The sequence below is a fragment of the Dokdonella fugitiva genome, from assembly GCF_004342425.1.
Classification (GTDB): Bacteria; Pseudomonadota; Gammaproteobacteria; order Xanthomonadales; family Rhodanobacteraceae; genus Dokdonella_A; species Dokdonella_A fugitiva.
Genome location: NZ_SLWQ01000008.1, coordinates 128,051 through 148,954, shown reverse-complemented (window position 1 = coordinate 148,954; position 20,904 = coordinate 128,051). Strand labels below are relative to the sequence as shown.

Here is a 20,904-nt window from a genome sequence, read left to right as displayed (position 1 = left end):
GCGCGCCGTGGTCGGCGCGCCGCATTCCTGTCTCCGTCATCCCGCCGAAAGCCGGGATCCAGTGCCTGGCGACATCGCCGCGCCGGTGCACGCCGCTCAGTGCGTGTCGTACTGCGCCCGCAGCACCACGTCGCTGAACGGTTGCGTCGCCTGCAGCGCGATGTAGTACCAGCCCGCCGTCGGCGTGGCGACACTCACGCTTTCCTCGTTGCCGGGCTGGGTGGAGGCGACGTCGTAGTCGCTGCTGCTCGGCCAGTTGCCGGCGCTGACGAACAGGTCGGCATTGCCGCTGCCGCCGCTCGTCGTGACGACGAGGTTGCTCGCGCCGGCCGGCACGGCGAGTGCGTAGTAGCGGTACCAGCCCGGATTCGCCTGCGCGATGCCGCTGCGGATGCAACCGTTGCCGAGGGTCTGGTCGCTGCCACCGACGATCGGGCATTCGGTCGGCGGCTGCGAAGGCGCGCCGTCGAAGCCGCTGGCGAAGATCGCGTCCGTCGGCGCGCCGCCGCAGGACGAAGTGTCGCCATCGTGCGTCGCATAGCAATCGATCCAGGCGCGGAAGTCCGCGTCGTAGGCCGTGCGGAACGCGTCGAGCCACGGCCGGTAGCCGGCGTACGCGTCGACCGGACGCGACACCGTCGCGTACAACGTCGTGATGTCGTCGGGATGGCGCTCGAACATGTAGCGCACGGCCATGTAGCCCCAGGCATACGTGCGGTCGTAGTCGGTGCTGTATTCGGTGTCGAACAGCTGCGACAGCGCCCATCGGTCAGGCGTGCCTTGCGCGTCGGCGAGCGCGTTGCCGTACACGAGCCCGCGGAAGGTGTAGGACACGTATTCGGCGAAGCCTTCGACGTACCAGATCGCCGATGCCGGCGCGGCCTGCGGCAGGTCGCCGAATCCGCCCCACCAGTTGTAGCGGCCGTCGAGGTAGTGGATGTACTCGTGGGTGAGGTTCCACACGTCGAACGTGGGGCGCAGCCATTCGGCCTCGTAGCAGAGGAAGCGCGGCTGGTTCGACGGATCGGACGGGTCGCCTTCGAGGTAGATGCCGCCATTGTTGGTGTCGTTGCCGAACAGGACGCCGGAGTAGGTGCCGTAGTCGCCACTCGAGTGGAAGATGACCATCTCGAGCTGCGTGTTGTGGTCGTCCGGCACCGGCGTGTCGGTCTGGCCCGGCAGCGTGTCGTGGAAGTACGTCTCCTCGGCGCCGACGCGGTTGCACACCCAGTCGAGCTGCTGCGAGGTCAGGGCCTGGCTGCGCACCTTCAGGGTGGGGCTGCACTCGCGTGCGTTCGCCGGCGGCAGGATGATCGGCTCGATCGTGCCGGCGAGGTCGCAGGTGCCGAAGTAGCTGCAGTGCGCATGGTCGAACCAGTCCGCGGTCGAGGCGGTGTTGACGTAGATCGCCGCGCCCGGGCTCGCGCTGCTCGCCAGCGGGAATTCGTCGAGCACGTACTTCACGCGCGGGTGCAGCGCATCGTGGAATTGGAAGCCGCCGGAGGCGTTCGGGTACTGCAGGAAGCGCGCGAGTTCCATGCCTGCGTCGACGAGCAGGTATTCGCGATCGGTGCCGACGTCGCTGGCCTTGTTGTCGGCGATGAAGCCCTGCAGGGTGGCGGTGATGGCGCTGCCTGCCTGGGTGACGACCCAGGCGCGGAAATCGTCGTTGCCGTGGCCGCGGAACAACACGTTGAACACGTTGAACGTCGCGGCCTTCATCCAGTACATCGAGGCCATGGCCGGCCCGTCGTAGCGCTCGAGGATGCCCTGCAGCGCGCCGGTCTGGAGCTGGTGCGCGTTCTCGCCCGCGCTGTCGATCAGGGTGACGAATTCGGCGAGCACCGCGCCGTGGTCCTCGTCGACGTCGGCGAAGTGGGGATTGGCGACGAACGCGTCGAGCGCCGGGCGGATCGCGTTGGCGAGCGCGGTGCCGTACGCGCCGACCGCCGCCGGATCGTTCCACTGCACGTAGTAGCCGGCGCGCAGGAACATGATGAGCTGCAGCATGCGCGCGCCGTTGTCGCCGGGATAGGCCGGAGCGTCGGCGAGTATCGCGTTCGCGATCGTGACCATCTTGGCTTCGTCGAAGGTCTGGCCCGCCACCGTGCCGGTCAGGTCGAACAGCGGATACAGGCAGCCGGCGAGGTCCGAGGCCTTGACGGCACCCACCAGCGCCGCGCCGCCCAGGTTCGCGTAGTCGGGACAGCCACCGCCGGCGGCACGGCGCGAGGGCTCGCCGAGCGGTGCGCGCCGGTCGAATGCACCCGTGTCGTAATCGACGTAACGCTGCTCGCGCAGCGGATGGATCGGCGCGACGTGGCCGGCATCGATGCGGCGGGCTTGCACGTGGGGCGCGCGAGCATCGGCGAGCGGACTGCCTTGCGGCGGCAGCGCCGCGTTGCGGTCTGCGCCCGCCTGGGCGATCGCGCACCACAGGCAGAGGGCGGACGCGGCACTGGCTTGCAACAGGCGATGGAATGGCGACATGCTGGATTCCTCGGTTCGTGCGCGTGCTTCGATGCGCGGGGCTGCCGTGCCGCGTCCGGCGCGAAGGGGCGCTGGAGGCGGTGACGACGCAGGCATGCTAGGAACGCCCGGGCGCCACCGTCTTGTCACATCGGCGCGCGCGTGCCGCGGGAATTGCATAATCGATACAGCGGGGTGGCCGGGCGATGGGCATCGACAGGGGGGCTTGGCGCGACCGCTTCCTCGCCAGCATCGCCTCGCCGGACTACATCGAGGCACTGTTCGACCGCCTGCCCGACATCGTGTTCTCGATGAAGGACCGCGACGGCCGCTACGTGCTGATGAGCGAAGCCTGCGTGCAGCGTTGCGGGCTCAGGAGCAAGCGCGACGCGATCGGCAAGACCGCCTTCGACCTGTTCCCGCGCGCGATGGCGGAGCGCTACGCACGCCAGGACGACCGCGTGTTCCGCTCGGGCCGGCCGATCGCGGACAACCTCGACCTGACGGTGTATCGCGACGGCAGCACCGGCTGGTGCCTGACCACGAAGGAAGCGCTGCGGGACCGCTCGGGCGCGGTGATCGGGCTCGCCTGCATCTCCAAGGACCTCGCCGAGCCGAGTCGCAGCGGCATCGTCGACGCCCGTTTCGCCGATGCGGTCGACTTCATGCTCGAACACTACGATCGGCCGCTGCGTGTCGAGCAGCTCGCGCGCCGCGCCGGGGTGTCGGTGGCGCAGTTCGAAAGGCGCATGAAGAAGATCTTCCAGCTGTCCGCGTCGCAGCACCTCATCAAGACGCGCATCGGCCACGCGGCGCGCCTGCTCGCCGAAGGCACGGTGGCAATCGCGGCGATCGCGCAGCAGACGGGGTTTTCCGACCAGAGCGCGCTGTCGCGGCAGTTCCGCCAGGTGACAGGGTTCGCGCCGCGGGAGTATCGGGCGTTGATTCGACGGACGGCCGAGGGCTGAATGCCGAATTGAAGGGCATCGCGGTTATTCCGCCGCCCTGCGCGCGTACCGGCCTACACGGTGTACGTGGACCGGCTGTGGGAGCGCACCCTGGTCGACGGCGGCACGCGCTGCGCGCGTACCGCCCTACGCGCGTACCGCCCTACGTGCGACGCGTCAGAACAGCAGCGAGGACATGCGCCGGCGATACGTGCCGACGAGGTCGGCGTCGTCGAGCACGCTGAATGCGGCGACCAGGCGCTTCTTGGCCTGGCCATCGTTCCAGCCGCGGTCGGCCTGCAGGATCGCGAGGAACTGGTCGAGTCCCGCGGCCGCTTCGCCGTCGATGAGCAGGCGCACGCCGAGCAGGTCGCGTGCGGCGTGGTCGTTCGGATCGCGCTCGATGCGCGCGCGCAGTTCGGCCGCGCCGGGCGCGCCTTCGAGCGAACGGGCGAATTCGAGCTGGCCGCGCAGGCGCCGCGCGCGGTCGTCGTTGGCGAGGTTGGCGGGCAGGCTGTCGAGTTCGGCTTCGGCCGCGGCCGCGTTGCCGACCTGCATCTGCGCAACGGCGAGTTCGAGCTTGAGCTCGGCCTTGTCGGGCTCGGCGGCGATCGCCTGCTGGATGCGCGCGATCGCCTGTTCCGGCGTTTCGTCGCGCGCGGGCGCCGCGGCGCCTTCCGGTGCAGCCTCGTTCGGCTGCACGTGGCGCGCGAGGAACTCGCGGATCGCGCCTTCGGGCAGCGCGCCGGTGAACGCGTCGACGAGCTGGCCCTCGCGGATCAGCACGACGGTCGGGATGCTGCGCACGCCGAACGACGCGGCGAGCGCCTGTTCCTTGTCGCAGTCGATCTTGGCGAGGCGCACGGCGCCGTTGAACTCGCCGACGACCTTTTCGAGCAGCGGGCCGAGCACCTTGCACGGGCCGCACCACGTCGCCCACAGGTCGACCAGGATCGGCTGATCGAACGACGCGTCGAGCACTTCGGTCTGGAAGTTGGCTTCGGTCGCGTCGAACACGTAGGGAGAGGGCGCAGTGGCGGACATTCGGTGGCTCCTGATCGGGTCGGTCGCAGATTGTGCCAGCGGCCATGAATCGCAAGTTGGGGTAAAAAATACTTGACATCGCCTGACGAAAATGTAATGTGTAAGTTACATGATGTCTGCTGGAGATGACGCATGTCGCTGCCTCGCCTCGGCTTCATCGGTCTCGCCGTCGTCGCCGCACTGGCGACCTGGCTGCTGCTCGCGGGGCCGGCGCGCGTGTTCGGCATCGAAGCCGGCAACGCTGGCATGGTCCTGCTCATGGCGGTCGGTTGGGGTTCGCTCCACGCGATCTCGCGCATCCCCGACGGGGGCATCGGCGAGTCGATGTCGCCGGGCGAATGGCGCGCCTGGCTCGGCCTCGCCTTCACGCTCGTGATCGCGGCGTACGCGATCGTGCATGCGCCGGTGTTCCACGGGCCACCGCTGTGGCACAACCCGGATGCGAACCGCATCGGTCGCAACATCGTCATGCTGCTCGTCGCCTGGATGCTCCTCGCGCGCGTGCTCGATGCGCGTTGGCGCCGCGGCGTGCGGCAGGACGAACGCGATCGCGAGATCGAGGCGCGCGGCGCGGGCGCGGCGCGCCTCGCGCTCGTCGTGATCCTCGTCGGCTACGCATTGCTGCTGTCGTTCTCGCCGACGGAACGGCTCGAATGGGCGGTCCCGCCGCTGCTCGGCCACCTGCTCGTCCTCGCGCTGATCGTGTCGTGCGCGTTCGAGTATCTCGTCGTCGGCCTCGGCTACTGGCGCGACCGGCGCTGACAGCGATGGGCAACGGCACGCCGGTCACCAATGCGATCCGCCGCCTGCGCTTCGAGCGCGGCGAGATGACCCAGCAGGCGCTCGCCGACGCCTGCGGCGTCACGCGCCAGACCGTGATCGCGCTCGAAGCGGGCCGCTACGCGCCGTCGCTCGAACTCGCGTTCCGCATCGCGCATGCGCTGGAAGTGCGGATCGAGGAGGTGTTCCAGTGGGCGGGCGAGTCCTAGGCGCGACTGCGGCAGCCTCGTGGGAGCAACTGTCTTCGCCGGTCGACACTTCGAGAATTCCGTTCGCGCCGGGCGCAGCCCGCGAAGGGGGCGGAGTCGAAGCGCGACCGGACCTCATGGTGTGTCGGCGAGCGAAGCAATTGCCCCCACAGGACGTTTGCGACGGTCGCGGAATGAGCGGAATCAGGGCGCCGCCGCGCCCGTGCCCTTGTAGACGACTCCTTCCTTCATCACGAACGTCACCTTCTGCATGCGCATGATGTCGTCGAGCGGGCTGCCGTCGACGGCGATCACGTCGGCGAACTTGCCGGCCTCGACGCTGCCCAGGTCCTTGGTCTTGTGCAGCAGTTCGGCCGCGTGCGTCGTCGCCGCCTGCAGCACGAACATCGCCGGCATGCCGGCCTCGACCATGTACTGGAATTCCTTCGCGTTCTGTCCATGCGGATAGACCGCCGCGTCGGTGCCGAACGCGATCTTCACGCCGGCCTTGTATGCGCGCGCCGCGGTCCGCTGGATCAGCGGTCCGACCTGCTTCGCCTTCGCGGCGACCTGGGGCGGGTAATAACCGGGCACGTTCGCCTTCTCCTCGACGTACTTGCCCGCGATGATCGTCGGCACGTACCAGGTGCCGTGTTCCTTCATGAGCTTGATGTCGGCATCGTCCATGAAGGTGCCGTGCTCGATCGAATCGACGCCGCCGACGATCGCGCGGCGGATGCCTTCGGCGCCGTGCGCATGCGCGGCGACGGTGAAGCCGTAGTCGTGCGCGGCGGCGACGACCGCCTTCACCTCCTCGAGCGTCATCTGCGCGTTGTCGACGCTGCTGCTCTCGTCGAGCACCCCGCCCGAGGGCATGATCTTGATGAGGTCGTCACCGTCCTTGTAGTGCTGGCGCACCGCCTTCCAGGCGTCGTCGACGCCGTTGATGATGCCCTGCTTCGCGCCGGGATCGCCGGCGAGGTCCTTGCGGTAGCCGTCGGTCCCGTCGGCATGGCCGCCGGTCGAGCCGATCGCGACGCCCGCGGTGAAGATGCGCGGGCCGGGCACGATGCCGGCGTCGATCGCATTGCGCAGCGCGACCGATTCGCCCTCGTTGTCGCCGAGGTTGCGCACCGTCGTGAAGCCCGCCTCGAGCGTGCGCCGCGCGTAGACGGTCGAGCGGATCGCGTAGTCGGCGACGTTCCAGCGGAACTGGTCGGTGTAGCCGGTCGGGCTCGTTTCGCCGGTGAGGTGGGTGTGGCTGTCGATGAGGCCGGGCAGGCAGGTCGCGTCGCCGAGTTCGATCGTCGTGGCGCCGCTGATCTCGACGCGGCCGGGCTTCACCTCGCGGATGCGCTTGCCGTCGACGACGATGCTGGTCTCGCCGAGCACCTTGCCCGCGGCGGTGTCGACGAGGTGGCCGCAGTGCAAGACGGACGCAACCGGTTCGTCGGCGGCGAACGCCGGCGAGGCGAGAACGGCGAGAACCGCGAGCGACAGTACGCGCATGCCCATGATGACCCCTTCGCTTCGATGTGGAAGGGCGATCCTAGCGCGCGGCTGCGCGTTTGGAACGCCGCCCTGCATCGAAACGTCGCGCAGCGCGGATCCGCCGCATCGCGGACCCGCGCCACGTCGCGCTCAGATGGGGCCGTCGAAGCCGTTGGCGAAGATCGTGTCGTCCGCGCAGCCGAGCACGACGTGCGCGAGTTTGCCGATCAGGGCGAGGTCGCCGCCTTCCTGCACGGGTACGTACGATCGACTCGCGACCAGGCTCGCCTGCATGGACAGGGCGTCGCCGCGGGCGGTGGTTTTCGTGACGACCGGGCGCAGGCTCGCATGCATCGTGTAGCGGCGTGCCGCATCGCCGGCGCCCGCTGGCGATGCGACGGCGAGCAGTGCAAGTGCGGCGAGCACGGGCCCGCCACGGATGACCGGGGTGGAGGTGGCCATGGTCAGTCCCCCTTGCGGCCTTCGAGGCGTTCGATGCGCGCGACGATGCGCTCGAGCGAACCGCGCAGGTCCGCGTTCTCGCGGCGCAGCACTTCGTTCTCGCGCTCGACCTTCTTGTTGAGGCCCTGGATCGCCGCGAACGCGATGCCGCTCTCGTCGACCGTGGTGATGTGTGTCTCGTCATTGCCGAGGCCGAAGGCCGCCGCGAATTCCTCGGCCACCGGTCCCATGTGCCGGCCTTCGCCGTGCGATCCCTTGTAGAACCACGTCTGCACCGGCAGCGCGACGAGCTTGCCGAGCACGTCGACGGTGTCCACCTTCTGGAACGCTTCCTTGAAGCTGCGGCTGGATGCATTGGTCCAGACGCCGCCGGCGGTGAGATAGGCGCCGTTGCCGGTCTGGGCGTTGTGGCCCACGTTGAAGACGCCCGGGCCGTTCGCGCCGTTGAACTGGAACACGCCGTAGCCGCCGAACGCGGTCGAGTAGTTGATGTACATCAGCGAGTGGTAAGTGAGCACGTTGTTGTCGTCGTGCAGCCCGTTCAACTGGAAATAGCCGCCCGGGATCGCGCTGAAGTTGAACCCGTTGTAGCCGGTCGCCGTGGTCGAGGTCTCGAACGTGAGATCGGCATTGGCGCCCGGCAGGTGCGCCGAAGGCGCGATCGTCAGTTCATCGCGCAGGGCGTTGTTGTCGGGTGCGTGGCTGGTATTGATGCCAACGCCGTTCTGCGCGACGAGGATGACCTGGTTGGGGCCCGTATCGCGGATGTTGGTGCCGAATGTCGCGTCGTTGCGACCGCCCGTGACGATCGAACCCTCGAAGTTCGTGCCGGCGTTGTAGCCGATCGCGGTGGAATACGCGCCCACTGCGGCGTACGGGAATGAAAGGCGGCTGGATCCATTCGTGCCGAAGATCGCGACGGTGCCGCCGTTGGACTTCACGACGAGGTCGGTCGCATCCGACGTACCGAGATAGCTGCCGGACGGATTCCCGGCATTGCCGTCGAGTGCCCACGAACCGGGGCAACCGCCATCCGGCGCGACCGGCGATCGCGCATCGAGCGCGACGAACGAGCCGCCGCCCGCGGATTTCACGGCGACGCCGACCCAGCCCTGCGTGGCGAGGCTCATCGGTCCGAAATCGACGCTCGTGCTGAAGTTGCCATCCTTGACGTCGACACCGTAGAGGGTGACCGGGCCTGCGAGCACATGGCCGCCGTCCTGCGCCGAATAGAGCGTGAGTTGCAGGTCGTAGCGGCCGTTGGCGGGCTCCCCGGCATCCTGCAGGCTGCCGTGGTAGGTGAAACCGTCCGCATGGGCGATCGACGCGCCCATCCCCGTTCCGAGCGCCACGGCCAGCGCGACGCACACCGTCAAGCGGTTCATACGATTTTCCTCGCTGCGGATGATCAGGGGTCGTTCCCCGTCTGCCCTTACGCCGGCCGGCGGCGCGAGCCGCCATCGGTGGCGCCAGCGAGTCCGGCGGGCGGCGCCTTTCCTCGATTGCTGCGCTGCGTTAGGCTCGTCGTCCTTTCATCCGCGAACCGAAGCGGCACGACGCCGCGCGAGCATCCATGGCGATCCAGGAAAACTACGAACCCAAGGCGGTCGAAGCGGCCGCGCAGGCCTACTGGAGCGCGACGCGCGCCTTCGAGGTCAAGGAAGATCCGTCGAAGCCGAAGTTCTTCTGCCTGTCGATGCTGCCGTACCCTTCCGGCGCGCTGCACATGGGCCACGTGCGCAATTACACGATCGGCGACGTGATCAGCCGCTACCAGCGCATGAACGGCCGCGACGTGCTGCAGCCGATGGGTTGGGACGCATTCGGGCTGCCGGCCGAGAACGCCGCGATCAAGAACAACACCGCGCCGGCGAAGTGGACCTACGCCAACATCGAGCACATGCGTGCCCAGCTCGCCACGCTCGGCTACGCGATCGACTGGTCGCGTGAATTCGCGACCTGCCGGCCCGAGTACTACGTGCACGAGCAGCGCATGTTCGTGCGCCTGTTCAAGAAGGGCCTCGCGTACCGCAGGCAGTCGGTCGTCAACTGGGACCCGGTCGACCAGACCGTGCTCGCCAACGAGCAGGTCATCGACGGCCGCGGCTGGCGCACGGGTGCGCTGGTCGAGAAGCGCGAGATCCCGCAGTGGTTCCTCAAGATCACCGACTACGCGCAGGAACTGCTCGACGGCCTCGACCGCCTGCCGGGCTGGCCGGATGCGGTCAAGACCATGCAGCGCAACTGGATCGGCCGTTCCGAGGGCCTCGAGATCGCGTTCGCGGTCGAGGGCGAGGAAGAACCGCTGACCGTGTTCACGACGCGCCCGGACACGCTGATGGGCGTGACCTACCTCGCGATCGCGGCCGAGCATCCGCTCGCGCTGAAGGCGGCGCAGCACAAGCCGCTCGTCGCCGCGTTCATCGAGGACTGCCGCCATGGCGGCACCGCCGAGGCGGACATCGAGACCGCCGAGAAGAAGGGCATCGACACCGGCCTCACCGCGATCCATCCGGTGACCGGCGAGCGCGTGCCGGTGTGGATCGCCAATTTCGTGCTGATGGGCTACGGCACCGGCGCGGTCATGGCGGTGCCTGCGCACGACCAGCGCGACTGGGAATTCGCGACCAAGTACGACCTGCTGATCAAGATGGTCGTGGTCAGCGACGCGGTGCGCGACGCGATCCGCGCGCTCGGTGACGACGCCGCACGCAACACCGACCCGATGTCCGCCGCGCTCGGCGAGAGCCGCGCGATCGACGTCTACGAGCCGGCCGCGGCGGAGAGCATCGTCGAGCAGTTCGAGCGCGACATCATCGAGAAGGGTGCCTACACCGGGTACGGCACGCTGGTGAATTCAGGCGAATACGACGGGCTCGACTACCGCGGCGCGTTCGACGCGCTCGCCGCGCGCTTCGAGCGCGAAGGCAGGGGCGCGCGCCGCGTCAACTGGCGCCTGCGCGACTGGGGCGTCTCGCGCCAGCGCTACTGGGGCTGCCCGATCCCGATCATCTACTGCCCCAAGTGCGACGCCGTGCCGGTGCCGGAAGAGCAGCTCCCGGTCGTGCTGCCCGAGGACGTGCAGTTCATGGGCGTGCAGTCGCCGATCAAGGCCGATCCCGAATGGCGCCGGACGACCTGTCCGCAGTGCGGCGGCCCGGCCGAGCGCGAGACCGACACGTTCGACACGTTCATGGAGTCGAGCTGGTACTACGCGCGCTACACGAGCCCGGGCGCGACCGACATGGTCGACGCGCGCGCGAACCACTGGCTGCCGGTCGACCAGTACATCGGCGGCATCGAGCACGCGATCCTGCACCTGCTCTACTTCCGCTTCTACCACAAGCTGCTGCGTGACGCGGGCCTCGTCCATTCGGACGAACCGGCGACCAATCTCCTCTGCCAGGGCATGGTCATCGCCGAGACGTTCTATCGCGACAACGCGGACGGCTCCAGGGAGTGGATCAACCCCGCCGACGTCGAGATCCAGCGCGACGAGCGCGCGCGCGTGGTCGGCGCGCTGCTGAAGGCCGATGGCCAGCCGGTGAAGATCGGCGCCACCGAGAAGATGTCGAAGTCGAAGAACAACGGCGTCGACCCGCAATCGATGGTCGGCAAGTACGGCGCCGACACCGTGCGCCTGTTCTCGATGTTCGCCGCCCCGCCGGACCAGTCGCTGGAGTGGAACGAGGCCGGCGTCGAGGGCATGGCGCGCTTCCTGCGCCGTTTCTGGCGCGAGGTCGTCTCGCACGTCCAGCAAGGCCCCGCGCCCGCGCTCGATCCCGCGGCGCTCGATGCGAGGCAGAAGACGTTGCGCCGGCAGGTGCACGAGGCGATCCAGAAGGTGTCCGACGACATCGGCCGCCGCTATTCCTTCAACACCGCGATCGCGGCCCTGATGGAGCTGCTCAACGCGGTCGCGAAGTTCGACGACGCGAGCGGGCAGGGCCGCGCGGTGCGCCACGAGGCGCTCGAGTCGATGGTGCTGCTGATGAATCCCGTCACGCCGCACGTCTCGCATGCGCTGTGGCAGGCGCTCGGCCACGGCGAGACGCTGATCGAGGACCAGCCGTGGCCGAAGGCCGACCCGGCCGCGCTCGTGCGCGATGCGGTCACGCTCGCGGTGCAGGTCAACGGCAAGCTGCGCGCGACGATCGAGGTCGCGGTGTCGGCCGGCAAGGACGAGATCGAGCGCCTCGCGCTGGCCGAGCCTAAGGTCGCCGAGTACACCGGGGGGCAGGCGCCGAAGAAGGTCATCGTCGTGCCCGGCAAGATCGTCAACATCGTCGTCTGACCCGCGATCACCGGAGGCGACGCCCGCGCGAGCGGGCGTCGCCGTCGCTTCGTGCCTGCCACGCGGAGCGGGCGTTCGCACAGGAAACCGCCGTGACCGTACCCGTCCTCCATTGCCATCGTGAATCGGGCCACAGCTACAAGGTCGCGCTGGCACTGCGCCTCATGGCCGTGCCGTTCGAGCAGCGGGCGGTCGACCTCAATGCGCCGCGCGAGCAGCGCGACGAAGCGTTCCGAGCGGTATCGCTGTTCGGCGAAGTGCCCGTACTCGTCGACGAGGACGGCCTCGCGGTGTGCCAGTCCAACGTGATCCTCGACCACGCCGCGCGCCGCTACGGCAAGCTCGACGGGCGCACGCCCGCGCAGCGCACGCGCGTGCGCGAATGGCTCGCGTGGGAGGCGAACCGCCTCGCGATGAGCTTCCCGCACCTGCGTTTCTCGCGCCGTTTCACGCGCGCCGACCCCGCGCTGGAGGCGTGGTGGGCGCAGCGCATGCACGCGGATTTCGACCGGCTCGAACTGGAACTGCAGGCGCGCCCGTTCGTCGCCGGCGACGCGCCGACGATCGCCGACATCTCATGCTGCGGCTACCTGTTCTGGACCGACCAGGCCGGCGTCGACCTCGCGCCGTGGCCCGCGCTGGTCGCCTGGCTCGAGCGCATCCGCTCGCTGCCGGGCTGGCTCGCACCGTATGATCTGCTCGTCGCCAGCCCTCCGATTGCCGCCGGAACCCGCACATGACCCTGCGTCGCACGCCGTTCGCCCTCGTCGCCCTGCTCGCCCTGCTCGCCCTGCCGCTCGCCGCGTGCGGTTTCCACCTTCGCCGCGAGGCCGAGCTGCCACCGAGCATGAAGCGCGTGCACATCCGGATCGCCGACGCGTCGAGCGCGCTGGCGAAGGGCCTCGCCAAGGCATTGCCGCGCTCGGGCAGCGAAGTCGTCGATACGGAGGGCCCCGACGTCGCCACGCTGCGCTTCGATGCGAACACGTTCTCGACCGACGTGCTTTCGGTCGGCGGCAACGCGCGAGCGACCGAATACGCGTTGCGCTACCACGTCGAATTCGAGGTGCTCGATGGCACGGGCAGCGTGATCGTCCCGAAGCAGACGATCGAACTCAGCCGCGATTTCACCTTCGATGCAAGCCAGGCACTCGGCGTCGCCGCGCAGACCGACCTGCTCACGAAGGAGCTGCAGCAGGACATGGTGCAGACCGTGCTGCGCCGCCTCGAGGCGCGCACGCAGGCGGCGCACTGACGCCGCTGTCGGAGGCCGGAAGGCGCGATGCTTTTCCGGGAGTGGGGTGATTGATCGGCGGCACGCGCTGCGCGCGTACCGCCCTACGGGCATCGCGGCTTGCGCCGCTCCCACGGATGAAGTCCGTGCGCTCGCCCGCGGATCGGGGCATGTAGAATCGACCCATGTCGACGACGCTCGCCGCCCTGCGCCGCCAGTTGGCCGGCCCCGGACTCAAACCCGTCTACCTCATCGCCGGCGCCGAACCGTTGCTCGTGATCGAGGCGGCCGATGCGCTGCGCGCGCGCGCGAAGGAACTCGGCTATCTCGAGCGCGAAGTGCTCGACGTCGAGGCGGGTTTCGACTGGAACCGGCTCGGTGACGCGGCGCGTTCGATGTCGCTGTTCGCGAGCCGCCGCCTGATCGACCTGCGCCTGCCGAGCGGCCGTCCCGGCAAGGACGGTGCCGCGGCGCTCGTCGACTACTGCGCGGCACCGCCACCCGACACCGTGTTGCTGGTCACCGCGAACGACTGGAGCCGCAAGCACGAAGGTGCTTGGACGGCGGCGGTCGAGCGCGCGGGCGTGCTGGTCGCGGTGTGGCCGCTCAAGCGCGAGGAGCTGCCGGACTGGATCGGCGCACGCGCCGCGTCACGCGGCCTGCGCCTGTCGATCGACGCGATCGCGCTGCTCGCCGATCGCGTCGAAGGCAACCTGCTCGCCGCCGCGCAGGAGATCGACAAGCTGGCCCTGTTGCACGCGGGGCAGGCGGTCGACGCCGACACGCTCGAGGCGAGCGTCGCCGACGACGCGCGCTACGACGTGTTCCGCCTCGCCGATGCGGCGATCGCCGGCGACGCCGCGCGCGCGCTGCACATCGTCGCGGGCCTGCGCGCCGAGGGCGAGGAACTCGTTCCATTGCTCGGCTGGCTGCTCACGCAGCTGCGCATCCTGCTGCGCCTCGCGTCCGCGCCCAACGTCGATGCCGCGCTGCGCAGCGAGCGCATCTGGCCGCAGGCGCGCGAAGGCGTGTTCCGCCGCGCGCTGAAGAATTCCGACCGCTCGCACTGGGAACGTTGCCTCGAGCAGGCCGGGCGCATCGACCGCATCGTCAAAGGCCGTGACGAACTGCAGCCGATCTACGCCGCCCTAGGCAAGCTGCCCGACCTCACCGCCTGGCGCGAGGCGAACGGCTGGCGCGAACTCGAGCGCCTGGTCGCCGCGATCGCCGGCACGCGGCGCGCCGCCTTCCTGCTCGAACGCGCATGACCGTGCGACCCATCGAGCGGCATCGCGGAGCGGAGGGGCCCTGATGCGACCGCTCGCGCTTTTCGGCGGCACCTTCGATCCGATCCACAATGCGCACCTGCGCGTGGCCTGGGAAGCCTCCGAACTGCTCGACGCCGACGTGCGCCTGCTGCCGGCGAGCGTGCCGCCGCACCGCGACCAGCCGCGCGCGAGCGCGGAGCAGCGCGCGGCGCTCGTGCGCGCCGCGCTCGCCGGGCAGCAGCGGCTCGTGCTCGACGCGCGCGAACTGCAGCGCGAGGGGCCTTCGTACACCATCGACACGCTGGCCGAAGTGCGCGCGGAGATCGGCGCCGAACGGCCACTCGTCCTGCTCGTCGGCGCCGATGCATTCGCCGGCTTCGCCGACTGGCATCGCTGGCGTGAACTGTTCGACTTCGCGCACATCGGCGTGCTGACGCGGCCTGGCCACGAAGGCGGCACTTTGCCGACCGAGCTGCGCACCAAGATCGCCTCGCGCCGCTGCGCCGACGCGGCGAGCCTGCGCGAGTCGCCGGCCGGGCGCGTGCTGCCGATCGCGGTGACCCCACTGGAGATTTCCGCGAGCCAGGTCCGCGCGCTGCTCGCAGCGGGGCGCGATCCGCGCTGGCTCGTTCCCGACGCGCTGTTCGCCGACTCGCGCCTGCTCGCGCCGTATCGCCAGCGCTGACACCGCTGGCCGAGCGTCGTCCGCACCGGCGCGCGCCGGCGTGGCCGTCAGAGCGTGCAGCCGGCCGGGACCGGGGCGAGGCGCGCGAGGTCGAGCGTGCCGGAGAGGCCGGCATGCGGGCCGGCGGTAAAGGTGTAGTCCATCGTCAACGACGTGCAGCTGTTGAAGACGAGGCTGGCCGTGCCGACGCGCGTCGTGGTGGTGTCGGCGTGCTGGTCGAACAGGCCGCCGGTGGACTCATAGATGCCGACGTCCTCGACGTGGGTGAAGCCGGGGCTGACCGCGGCCTGGAGGGTGTACCAGCTCTGCGCGGGCGCCCCCGCATCGGCGGCGGCGTTCGGCAGGTAGGTGTACCAGGCGGCGAACAGGACGCCCTGGGTGGCGTTGACGTCGAAGACGAGGCCCTGGCCGCTGCTGGCCGGGTCGTACCAGGTGCCGCCGAGCAGGTAGTTGCCGGGGTTGCCGGGCGTGCTGCCTCTGGGCGTGCAGGCGAGGTTGCCGAGCAGGCGGGTGAGCGGGATCGTGCCGTGGCGGCCGGAGCCGTCGGTGAAGCTGTAGTCGAGGCTTGCGTGGTCGCAGTCGTCGAAGTGGAAGGTGACTTCGCCGACCGGGTGGGTGGTGGTGGCCTGGGCGGAATCGAAGCTGCCGCCGAGGGTCTGGTAGACGGCCATGGTGGCGGAGTCGTCGTTGCCGACCTGGCCCTGGACGGTGTACCAGCGCAGGCCGCCGGCGGCAGTGGTGTCGAAGGTGAACCAGCCGCCGAAGAGCAGGCCGGTGCCGGCGGCGTAGAAGTCGGGGAAGACGTCCATGACGACGCCCTGCGACTCGGTCGCGGCATTGGCCCAGGAACCGGCGATGCCGTGCTGGTTCATCGGGAACGCGGGCGGCGCCGTGCCTTCGACGGTGATCGTGCCGGTCATGCCCATGCCTTGATGGACTTCGCAGTGGTAGCCGTACGTGCCCGGCGTATCGAAGCGTACCGACGCATGCCATTGGGCATTGCTCGGATTGCCGTTACCGCCGCTGCCGTCGCAGCCCTGCGCGCAGCGGAACGAACCATCATCCGCGGCGACGTTGTGCGCGCCCCCGAGATTGTCGAAGACGATCGTGTCGCCGGCCCGGATCGTGAGCTGGCGCGGACTGAAGCTGAGGTCGGCGTAGTAGTAGCCGTTGCTGTAGGACTGCCCGCCGACGCTCACGTGGTGCTCGGTCGCGGTCGCGGGCAGGGCGGTCAGCAGGAGCAGGCACGCGAGGCCGCGGCCGGGAATGTTGCGCATGGCTGTCTCCACGAAGCGGGGAACCATCGTGGAGTGGGTACCGCGTGCGCGGCGCCCGGTTGCAGCGGCGCCATCCCTTTACAACAGGCGCTGCCAGTAGCCGACGTCGATCCAGCGGTCGAACTTGCGACCCACCTCGGCGAAGCGGCCGATCGCATGGAACCCGGCCTTTTCGTGCAGCGCGATGCTGGCCGCGTTCGGCAACGCGATGCCGCCGATGACGGCGTGCGCGCCGCACGCGTGCAGTGCCTCGATGAGCGCGCGGCAGAGCGGCAGGCCGAGGCCGCGCCCGGTGCGCCCGTGCGCGAGGTAGATCGTGCTTTCGACCGTGTGGCGGTACGCGCTGCGTGCCTTCCATGGCCCCGCGTACGCATAGCCGGCGACCTCGCCATCGCACTCGCTGACGAGCCAGGGCAGGCCGCGCGCTTCGACGTCGGCGATGCGCCTTTCCATCTCGTGCGCGTCGACGCCCGCTTCTTCGAACGTGACGTGGGTCGAGCGCACGTAGTGGTCGTAGACCGCCGCGATTGCCGCCGCATCGGCGCGCGTCGCGCGGCGGATCAGCGCGGCGGCCGGAGGCTCACTTGGGCCGCCGCTTCGCATCGTGGCCCCTGTGCGCGTCGTGGCGCTTCGGTGGCGCGAAGCCGCTGCGCCCGAACGACGGCGGCTTGCGTGGCTTCGGCTTGCGCGCGTGTTCGCCGTCGCCCTCGCCGCCACGCGTGATGCGCAGCTGCTGCCCGGACACCCACACCTTCTTGAGATGCCTGAATATCTCCGCGGGCATGCCCGCGGGCAGGTCGACGAAGCTGTGGTCGTCGTGGATGTCGACGCGGCCGATGTGCTTGCTGTCGAGACCGGCCTCGTTGGCGATCGCGCCGACGATGTTGCCCGGCTTCACGCCGTGGTCGTGGCCGACCTCGATGCGGAACGTCTCGAACCCTTCCTCGGGCACGTGCGAGCCGGCTTCACGCGGCGCGCGGCGGGGCGCGGCCTCGCGTTCCGCGCGTGGTGCAGGGCGCTCGCCGCGCGCTTCACGCGGCGCGTGCGCGTCGCCATGGTCGCGCGCCGGCCGCTCGTCGTGCCGGCGATGCTCGCGCGTGTCGCGCGGTGCTGCACGATCGTCGCCGGGACGCAATGCGCCCGCGCGCGGTTTCGTCGACTCCCCATCGCGGCGATGCTCGCGTTCGGAACGCGCGTCGCGCGGCGCGCGTTCGCGGCTGCCGCGTTCGAACGCGCGCTCCATCCGCGGCGGCGGCGCCAGCAGCAACGGCTGGTCGCCCTGCACGAGCCGCGCGAGCGCGGCCGCAATCTCGACCGCAGGCACGTTGTGCTCCTGCTCGAACGCCTCGACCAGCTGGCGGAACACGCCGAGGTCGTCGCTGCCGAGCGCGTCGGCGATGCGCTGCTTGAACTTGGTGATGCGCTGGTCGTTGACCGCCTCGACGCTCGGCAACTGCATCTCGGCGATCGGCTGGCGCGTGGCGCGCTCGATCGCCATCAGCATGCGCTTCTCGCGCGGCGCGACGAACAGGATCGCCTCGCCGCTGCGCCCGGCGCGGCCGGTGCGGCCGATGCGGTGCACGTAGGCTTCGGTGTCGGTCGGGATGTCGTAGTTGAGCACGTGGCTGATGCGCTCGACGTCGAGGCCGCGCGCGGCGACGTCGGTCGCGACGAGGATGTCGAGCTTGCCGTCCTTGAGCTGCTGGATCAGCCGCTCGCGTTGCGCCTGGACGACGTCGCCGTTGATCGCGGCCGCGTCGAAACCGCGCGCCTTGAGCTTGCCGGCGAGTTCCTCCGTCGCGGACTTGGTGCGCGCGAAGATGATCATCGCCTCGAACGGCTCGGCCTCGAGGATGCGCGTGAGCGCGTCGAGTTTCTGCACGCCGCTCACGTACCAGTAGCGCTGGCGGATGTTCGCCGCGGTGGTCGTCTTCGCGGCGATGCGCACTTCGACCGGCTCGCGCAGGTAGGTCTGGGCGATGCGCCGGATCGGCGGCGGCATCGTCGCCGAGAACAGCGCGACCTGGCGCGTCTCGGGCGTCTTCTGCAGCACCTTCTCGACGTCGTCGATGAAGCCCATGCGCAGCATCTCGTCCGCTTCGTCGAGCACGAGCGTGGTGAGCTGCGACAGGTCGAGCGAACCGCGCTCGAGATGGTCGATCACGCGTCCCGGCGTGCCGACGACGACGTGCACCCCGCGCTTGAGCCCGCCGAGCTGCGGGCCGTAGCTCTGCCCGCCGTAGATCGGCAGCACGTGGAAGCCGGGCAACTGCGCCGCGTAGCGCTGGAACGCCTCGGCGACCTGGATCGCGAGTTCGCGCGTCGGCGCGAGCACGAGCGCCTGCGGCCTGGTCTTCGCAAGGTCGATGCGCGAGAGCACCGGCAGCGCGAACGCGGCCGTCTTGCCGGTGCCGGTCTGTGCCTGGCCGAGCACGTCGCGGCCTTCGAGCAGCGGCGGGATCGTCGCGGCCTGGATCGGCGACGGCGTTTCGTAACCAACCTCGTCGAGCGCGGCAAGCAGCGGCGCGGCCAGGCCGAGGTCGCGGAACGGGGGAGGCGTAGTGGTGGTTTCGCGGTCGGCGTTCGACATGCGCTTGCAGCGGCCGCGCCGCGAGGAGGGGGCGGCTTAGTGTACCGCACCGTGTTCGCTGCCCGCGCGGCACGCATGAGCTGGCTCGCGTACCTGGGCGCCGGATGAACGCGCCTCGGATTCGTGCCTGCAGGCGCCGGCTCGACCGTCACATGCGGGCGCCCCCCAACCGGTTGCGCAGGCGCCTGCGACTGATTGCGCCTATACTGCGGCCGCGCCGCTGGTGGCGCCCGGATCACGAAGAGGTCACGTCCACTTGGCTACGTCGGAAACGCGCGCCCGGCCGCGCAAGGCCGGAACCCCCAAGGCCGCCAAGGCCCCTGCATCGCGCAGCAAGTCCGCCGCCGCGACGAAGTCGCCGGCGAAGAAGGCGCCCGCCACCAAGGGCCCGGCAAAGAAGGCTCCCGCGAAGAAGTCGCCGCCGAAGAAGGCCGCTGCGACGAAACGGGCTGCAACGCCCCGGCTGCCGAGCGCGAAAGCCGCCGCCAAGGCGGGCCCGGGCAAGGCGGCGAAGCCGAAAGTCGCCAAGGTGCTCGATGCGGCCGCGCGCCTGCGCAAGGTCGTGCTCGATGCGCTCGACGACCTCAAGGCGAAGGACATCGCCGAAATCGACGTGCGCGGCAAGAGCGGCGTCACCGACCTGCTCGTGATCGCGAGCGGCACCTCGTCGCGCCATGTGAAGTCGATTGCCGACGAAGTCGTGAAGAAGGCCAAGCAGGCCGGCAACCCGCCGATCGGCGTCGAAGGCCAGCGCGAAGCCGAATGGGTGCTGGTCGACCTCGGCGACGTGATCGTGCACGTGATGCTGCCGCGCACGCGCGAGTTCTACGGCCTCGAGCGACTGTGGACCGTCGGCGACAGCCAACCGGAAATGCTCGCGGGCTGATCCTGGCAGGGGCATCATCACTGTGCAGGAGCGGCTTCGGCCGCGATGCTCCACCGCCAACGGCCACACGCCTTCGTCCAGCGATGAAAGCCCGCCTCATCTCCGTCGGCGAACGCATGCCCGCCTGGGTCGCCGACGGCGTCGCGGAATACCGCAAGCGCCTTTCGCGTGACCTGCCGCTCGAACTCGTCGAGATCGAGCTCGGCAACCGCGGCAAGGGCCGCGACCCCGCGCGCGCGATCGCCGACGAAGGCGCCGCCGTGCTCGCCGCGCTGCCGAAGGACGCGCACGTGGTCGCCCTCGACGGTCGCGGCAAGCCGTGGACGAGCGAACAGCTCGCGCAGCAACTCGACGCCTGGCGCATGCATGGCCGCGACCTCGCCCTGCTCATCGGCGGTCCCGACGGCCACGCCGCCGACGTGCTCGCGCGCGCGAACCAGGCCTGGTCGCTCGGCCCGCTCACCCTGCCGCACATGCTCGTGCGACTCGTCGTCGTCGAGCAGTTGTATCGCGCGGTGTCGATCAGCGCGGGGCATCCGTACCACCGCGCGTAATGGTAACGTACGCCGGTTCCGGCGCGCCGCGCGTTGCAGGGGCGTACGTCAGTGATCCACATCCTGAGCGTCGAGGACCACCCCGTTTTCCGGGAAGGCCTCGCCATGATCATCGACGCGCTGCCGGACATGCGCATCGTTGCGCAGGCCGCGAACGCGGCCGAAGCGATCGCCGGCTATCGCACCCACCGACCGGACGTGACGCTGATGGACGTGCGCCTGCCGGGCGTCAACGGCATCGATGCGCTGGTCGCCATCAGGGGTGAATTCCCCGATGCACGCATCATCATGCTCACCACGTCGGACTCCGACGGCGAGATCCAGCGCGCGTTGCGCGCCGGCGCCGCGGCGTACGTGCTCAAGAGCATGCCGAGGAACGAATTGCTCGAAATCATCCGCTGCGTGCACGACGGCAAGAAGCGCGTCCCCGCGGAGGTGGCCGCGCGGCTGGCGGAGCACCTCGGCGACGACGACCTGACTCCGCGCGAATTCGAAGTGTTGCAGCTGATCGGCGGCGGCTTGCGCAACAAGCAGATCGCCGATCGCCTCGCCATTTCCGAAACCACGATCAACTTCCACATCCGGAACCTGCTCGACAAGCTGCAGGCGAACGATCGCACGCACGCGGTCGTCATCGCGCTCAAGCGCGGACTCATCGAACTGTAGGCGTGCCTCGGTCGCCATACGTACGGAGCCATCGGATGGATCGGACACGTGGGCGAAGATTCCGGGGCC

General features: G+C 69.6%; 19 protein-coding genes. 11 read left to right on the top strand and 8 right to left on the bottom strand.

What is annotated here, in order from left to right; genetic code table 11:
* Window positions 1-96: 96 nt before the first annotated feature.
* Window positions 97-2,490, bottom strand: a complete 2,394-nt coding sequence (locus EV148_RS14495; protein WP_158287483.1) for a M9 family metallopeptidase — start codon at window positions 2,488-2,490, stop codon at window positions 97-99.
* A 185-nt stretch (window positions 2,491-2,675) separates the two neighbouring features.
* On the opposite strand from EV148_RS14495, the gene EV148_RS14490 reads away from it, so the two are divergent.
* Window positions 2,676-3,437, top strand: a complete 762-nt coding sequence (locus tag EV148_RS14490; RefSeq protein ID WP_131999492.1) for an AraC family transcriptional regulator — start codon at window positions 2,676-2,678, stop codon at window positions 3,435-3,437.
* A gap of 156 nt (window positions 3,438-3,593) precedes the next feature.
* Here EV148_RS14490 and trxA read toward each other — a convergent pair whose 3' ends face one another.
* Window positions 3,594-4,460 carry a thioredoxin gene (gene trxA / locus EV148_RS14485; protein ID WP_131999490.1) on the bottom strand — a complete coding sequence of 289 codons (867 nt, stop codon included), beginning with the start codon at window positions 4,458-4,460 and terminating at the stop codon, window positions 3,594-3,596.
* Between the two features lie 132 nt (window positions 4,461-4,592).
* Here trxA and EV148_RS14480 point away from each other — a divergent pair, with 132 nt between their 5' ends.
* Together EV148_RS14480 and EV148_RS14475 are read left to right on the top strand one after the other, a co-directional pair.
* Window positions 4,593-5,222: a hypothetical protein gene (locus EV148_RS14480; protein ID WP_131999488.1), complete on the top strand. Its 630-nt coding sequence runs from the start codon at window positions 4,593-4,595 to the stop codon at window positions 5,220-5,222.
* A 5-nt stretch (window positions 5,223-5,227) separates the two neighbouring features.
* The gene (locus EV148_RS14475) at window positions 5,228-5,449 is read left to right on the top strand and encodes a helix-turn-helix transcriptional regulator (RefSeq protein ID WP_131999486.1); all 222 of its coding nucleotides are present in this window, start codon (window positions 5,228-5,230) and stop codon (window positions 5,447-5,449) included.
* Window positions 5,450-5,632: 183 nt separating this feature from the next.
* On the opposite strand, the gene EV148_RS14470 is transcribed toward EV148_RS14475, so the two are convergent.
* The 3 genes from EV148_RS14470 to EV148_RS14460 all read right to left on the bottom strand — a co-directional run bounded on the left by EV148_RS14470 (window position 5,633) and on the right by EV148_RS14460 (window position 8,766).
* Window positions 5,633-6,943, bottom strand: a complete 1,311-nt coding sequence (locus EV148_RS14470; protein ID WP_241988105.1) for a metal-dependent hydrolase family protein — start codon at window positions 6,941-6,943, stop codon at window positions 5,633-5,635.
* Window positions 6,944-7,069: 126 nt separating this feature from the next.
* Complete coding sequence (locus tag EV148_RS14465; RefSeq protein WP_131999484.1) at window positions 7,070-7,381, bottom strand: hypothetical protein; 312 nt, start codon at window positions 7,379-7,381, stop codon at window positions 7,070-7,072.
* Between the two features lie 2 nt (window positions 7,382-7,383).
* Window positions 7,384-8,766, bottom strand: a complete 1,383-nt coding sequence (locus EV148_RS14460; protein ID WP_131999482.1) for a tail fiber domain-containing protein — start codon at window positions 8,764-8,766, stop codon at window positions 7,384-7,386.
* A gap of 188 nt (window positions 8,767-8,954) precedes the next feature.
* Between EV148_RS14460 and leuS the strand changes: the two genes are divergently transcribed.
* From leuS to nadD, 5 genes are all read left to right on the top strand, one after another.
* Window positions 8,955-11,675 carry a leucine--tRNA ligase gene (leuS, locus tag EV148_RS14455; protein WP_131999481.1) on the top strand — a complete coding sequence of 907 codons (2,721 nt, stop codon included), beginning with the start codon at window positions 8,955-8,957 and terminating at the stop codon, window positions 11,673-11,675.
* Between the two features lie 92 nt (window positions 11,676-11,767).
* The gene (locus tag EV148_RS14450) at window positions 11,768-12,415 is read left to right on the top strand and encodes a glutathione S-transferase family protein (protein ID WP_199222795.1); all 648 of its coding nucleotides are present in this window, start codon (window positions 11,768-11,770) and stop codon (window positions 12,413-12,415) included.
* Entirely contained in the window at window positions 12,412-12,930 is a 519-nt protein-coding gene (locus tag EV148_RS14445) for an LPS-assembly lipoprotein LptE (protein ID WP_131999479.1), read from the top strand. Before EV148_RS14450 ends, EV148_RS14445 begins: the two co-directional genes overlap by 4 nt.
* A gap of 164 nt (window positions 12,931-13,094) precedes the next feature.
* A complete protein-coding gene (holA, locus tag EV148_RS14440; protein WP_131999477.1) occupies window positions 13,095-14,177 on the top strand; it encodes a DNA polymerase III subunit delta in 1,083 nt (360 codons plus the stop codon).
* Window positions 14,178-14,220: 43 nt separating this feature from the next.
* On the top strand, window positions 14,221-14,862 hold the full coding sequence (nadD, locus tag EV148_RS14435; RefSeq protein WP_131999475.1) for a nicotinate-nucleotide adenylyltransferase: 642 nt from the start codon (window positions 14,221-14,223) through the stop codon (window positions 14,860-14,862).
* Between the two features lie 47 nt (window positions 14,863-14,909).
* Here the strand turns inward: nadD and EV148_RS18735 are convergent, their stop codons facing one another.
* The 3 genes from EV148_RS18735 to EV148_RS14420 all read right to left on the bottom strand — a co-directional run bounded on the left by EV148_RS18735 (window position 14,910) and on the right by EV148_RS14420 (window position 18,729).
* Window positions 14,910-16,139 carry a plastocyanin/azurin family copper-binding protein gene (locus EV148_RS18735; protein WP_199222794.1) on the bottom strand — a complete coding sequence of 410 codons (1,230 nt, stop codon included), beginning with the start codon at window positions 16,137-16,139 and terminating at the stop codon, window positions 14,910-14,912.
* Window positions 16,140-16,217: 78 nt separating this feature from the next.
* Complete coding sequence (locus tag EV148_RS14425) at window positions 16,218-16,742, bottom strand: arsinothricin resistance N-acetyltransferase ArsN1 family B (RefSeq protein WP_199222793.1); 525 nt, start codon at window positions 16,740-16,742, stop codon at window positions 16,218-16,220.
* Window positions 16,720-18,729, bottom strand: coding sequence for a DEAD/DEAH box helicase (locus EV148_RS14420; protein WP_131999473.1), 2,010 nt, complete (start codon window positions 18,727-18,729; stop codon window positions 16,720-16,722). The genes EV148_RS14425 and EV148_RS14420 overlap by 23 nt, the downstream gene beginning before the upstream one ends.
* Before the next feature lie 529 nt (window positions 18,730-19,258).
* Between EV148_RS14420 and rsfS the strand changes: the two genes are divergently transcribed.
* From rsfS to EV148_RS14400, 3 genes are all read left to right on the top strand, one after another.
* Window positions 19,259-19,615, top strand: a complete 357-nt coding sequence (gene rsfS, locus EV148_RS14410) for a ribosome silencing factor (RefSeq protein WP_131999469.1) — start codon at window positions 19,259-19,261, stop codon at window positions 19,613-19,615.
* 83 nt (window positions 19,616-19,698) lie between these two features.
* Entirely contained in the window at window positions 19,699-20,169 is a 471-nt protein-coding gene (rlmH, locus tag EV148_RS14405; protein ID WP_131999467.1) for a 23S rRNA (pseudouridine(1915)-N(3))-methyltransferase RlmH, read from the top strand.
* Window positions 20,170-20,220: 51 nt separating this feature from the next.
* Entirely contained in the window at window positions 20,221-20,835 is a 615-nt protein-coding gene (locus EV148_RS14400) for a response regulator (protein ID WP_277871161.1), read from the top strand.
* The last annotated feature ends 69 nt before the right edge of the window (window positions 20,836-20,904 follow it).

Bases quoted from the DNA above. Each gene is read 5' to 3' on its own strand.
- EV148_RS14495 (WP_158287483.1), bottom strand. From the start codon at position 2,490: ATGTCGCCATTCCATCGCCTGTTGCAAGCCAGTGCCGCGTCCGCCCTC.
- EV148_RS14480 (WP_131999488.1), top strand. From the start codon at position 4,593: ATGTCGCTGCCTCGCCTCGGCTTCATCGGTCTCGCCGTCGTCGCCGCA.
- trxA (WP_131999490.1), bottom strand. From the start codon at position 4,460: ATGTCCGCCACTGCGCCCTCTCCCTACGTGTTCGACGCGACCGAAGCC.
- holA (WP_131999477.1), top strand. From the start codon at position 13,095: ATGTCGACGACGCTCGCCGCCCTGCGCCGCCAGTTGGCCGGCCCCGGA.
- EV148_RS14490 (WP_131999492.1), top strand. From the start codon at position 2,676: ATGGGCATCGACAGGGGGGCTTGGCGCGACCGCTTCCTCGCCAGCATC.
- rlmH (WP_131999467.1), top strand. From the start codon at position 19,699: ATGAAAGCCCGCCTCATCTCCGTCGGCGAACGCATGCCCGCCTGGGTC.
- EV148_RS14425 (WP_199222793.1), bottom strand. From the start codon at position 16,742: ATGCGAAGCGGCGGCCCAAGTGAGCCTCCGGCCGCCGCGCTGATCCGC.
- EV148_RS14460 (WP_131999482.1), bottom strand. From the start codon at position 8,766: ATGAACCGCTTGACGGTGTGCGTCGCGCTGGCCGTGGCGCTCGGAACG.
- EV148_RS18735 (WP_199222794.1), bottom strand. From the start codon at position 16,139: ATGCGCAACATTCCCGGCCGCGGCCTCGCGTGCCTGCTCCTGCTGACC.
- EV148_RS14475 (WP_131999486.1), top strand. From the start codon at position 5,228: ATGGGCAACGGCACGCCGGTCACCAATGCGATCCGCCGCCTGCGCTTC.
- nadD (WP_131999475.1), top strand. From the start codon at position 14,221: ATGCGACCGCTCGCGCTTTTCGGCGGCACCTTCGATCCGATCCACAAT.
- leuS (WP_131999481.1), top strand. From the start codon at position 8,955: ATGGCGATCCAGGAAAACTACGAACCCAAGGCGGTCGAAGCGGCCGCG.
- EV148_RS14465 (WP_131999484.1), bottom strand. From the start codon at position 7,381: ATGGCCACCTCCACCCCGGTCATCCGTGGCGGGCCCGTGCTCGCCGCA.
- EV148_RS14420 (WP_131999473.1), bottom strand. From the start codon at position 18,729: ATGTCGAACGCCGACCGCGAAACCACCACTACGCCTCCCCCGTTCCGC.
- EV148_RS14470 (WP_241988105.1), bottom strand. From the start codon at position 6,943: ATGGGCATGCGCGTACTGTCGCTCGCGGTTCTCGCCGTTCTCGCCTCG.
- EV148_RS14445 (WP_131999479.1), top strand. From the start codon at position 12,412: ATGACCCTGCGTCGCACGCCGTTCGCCCTCGTCGCCCTGCTCGCCCTG.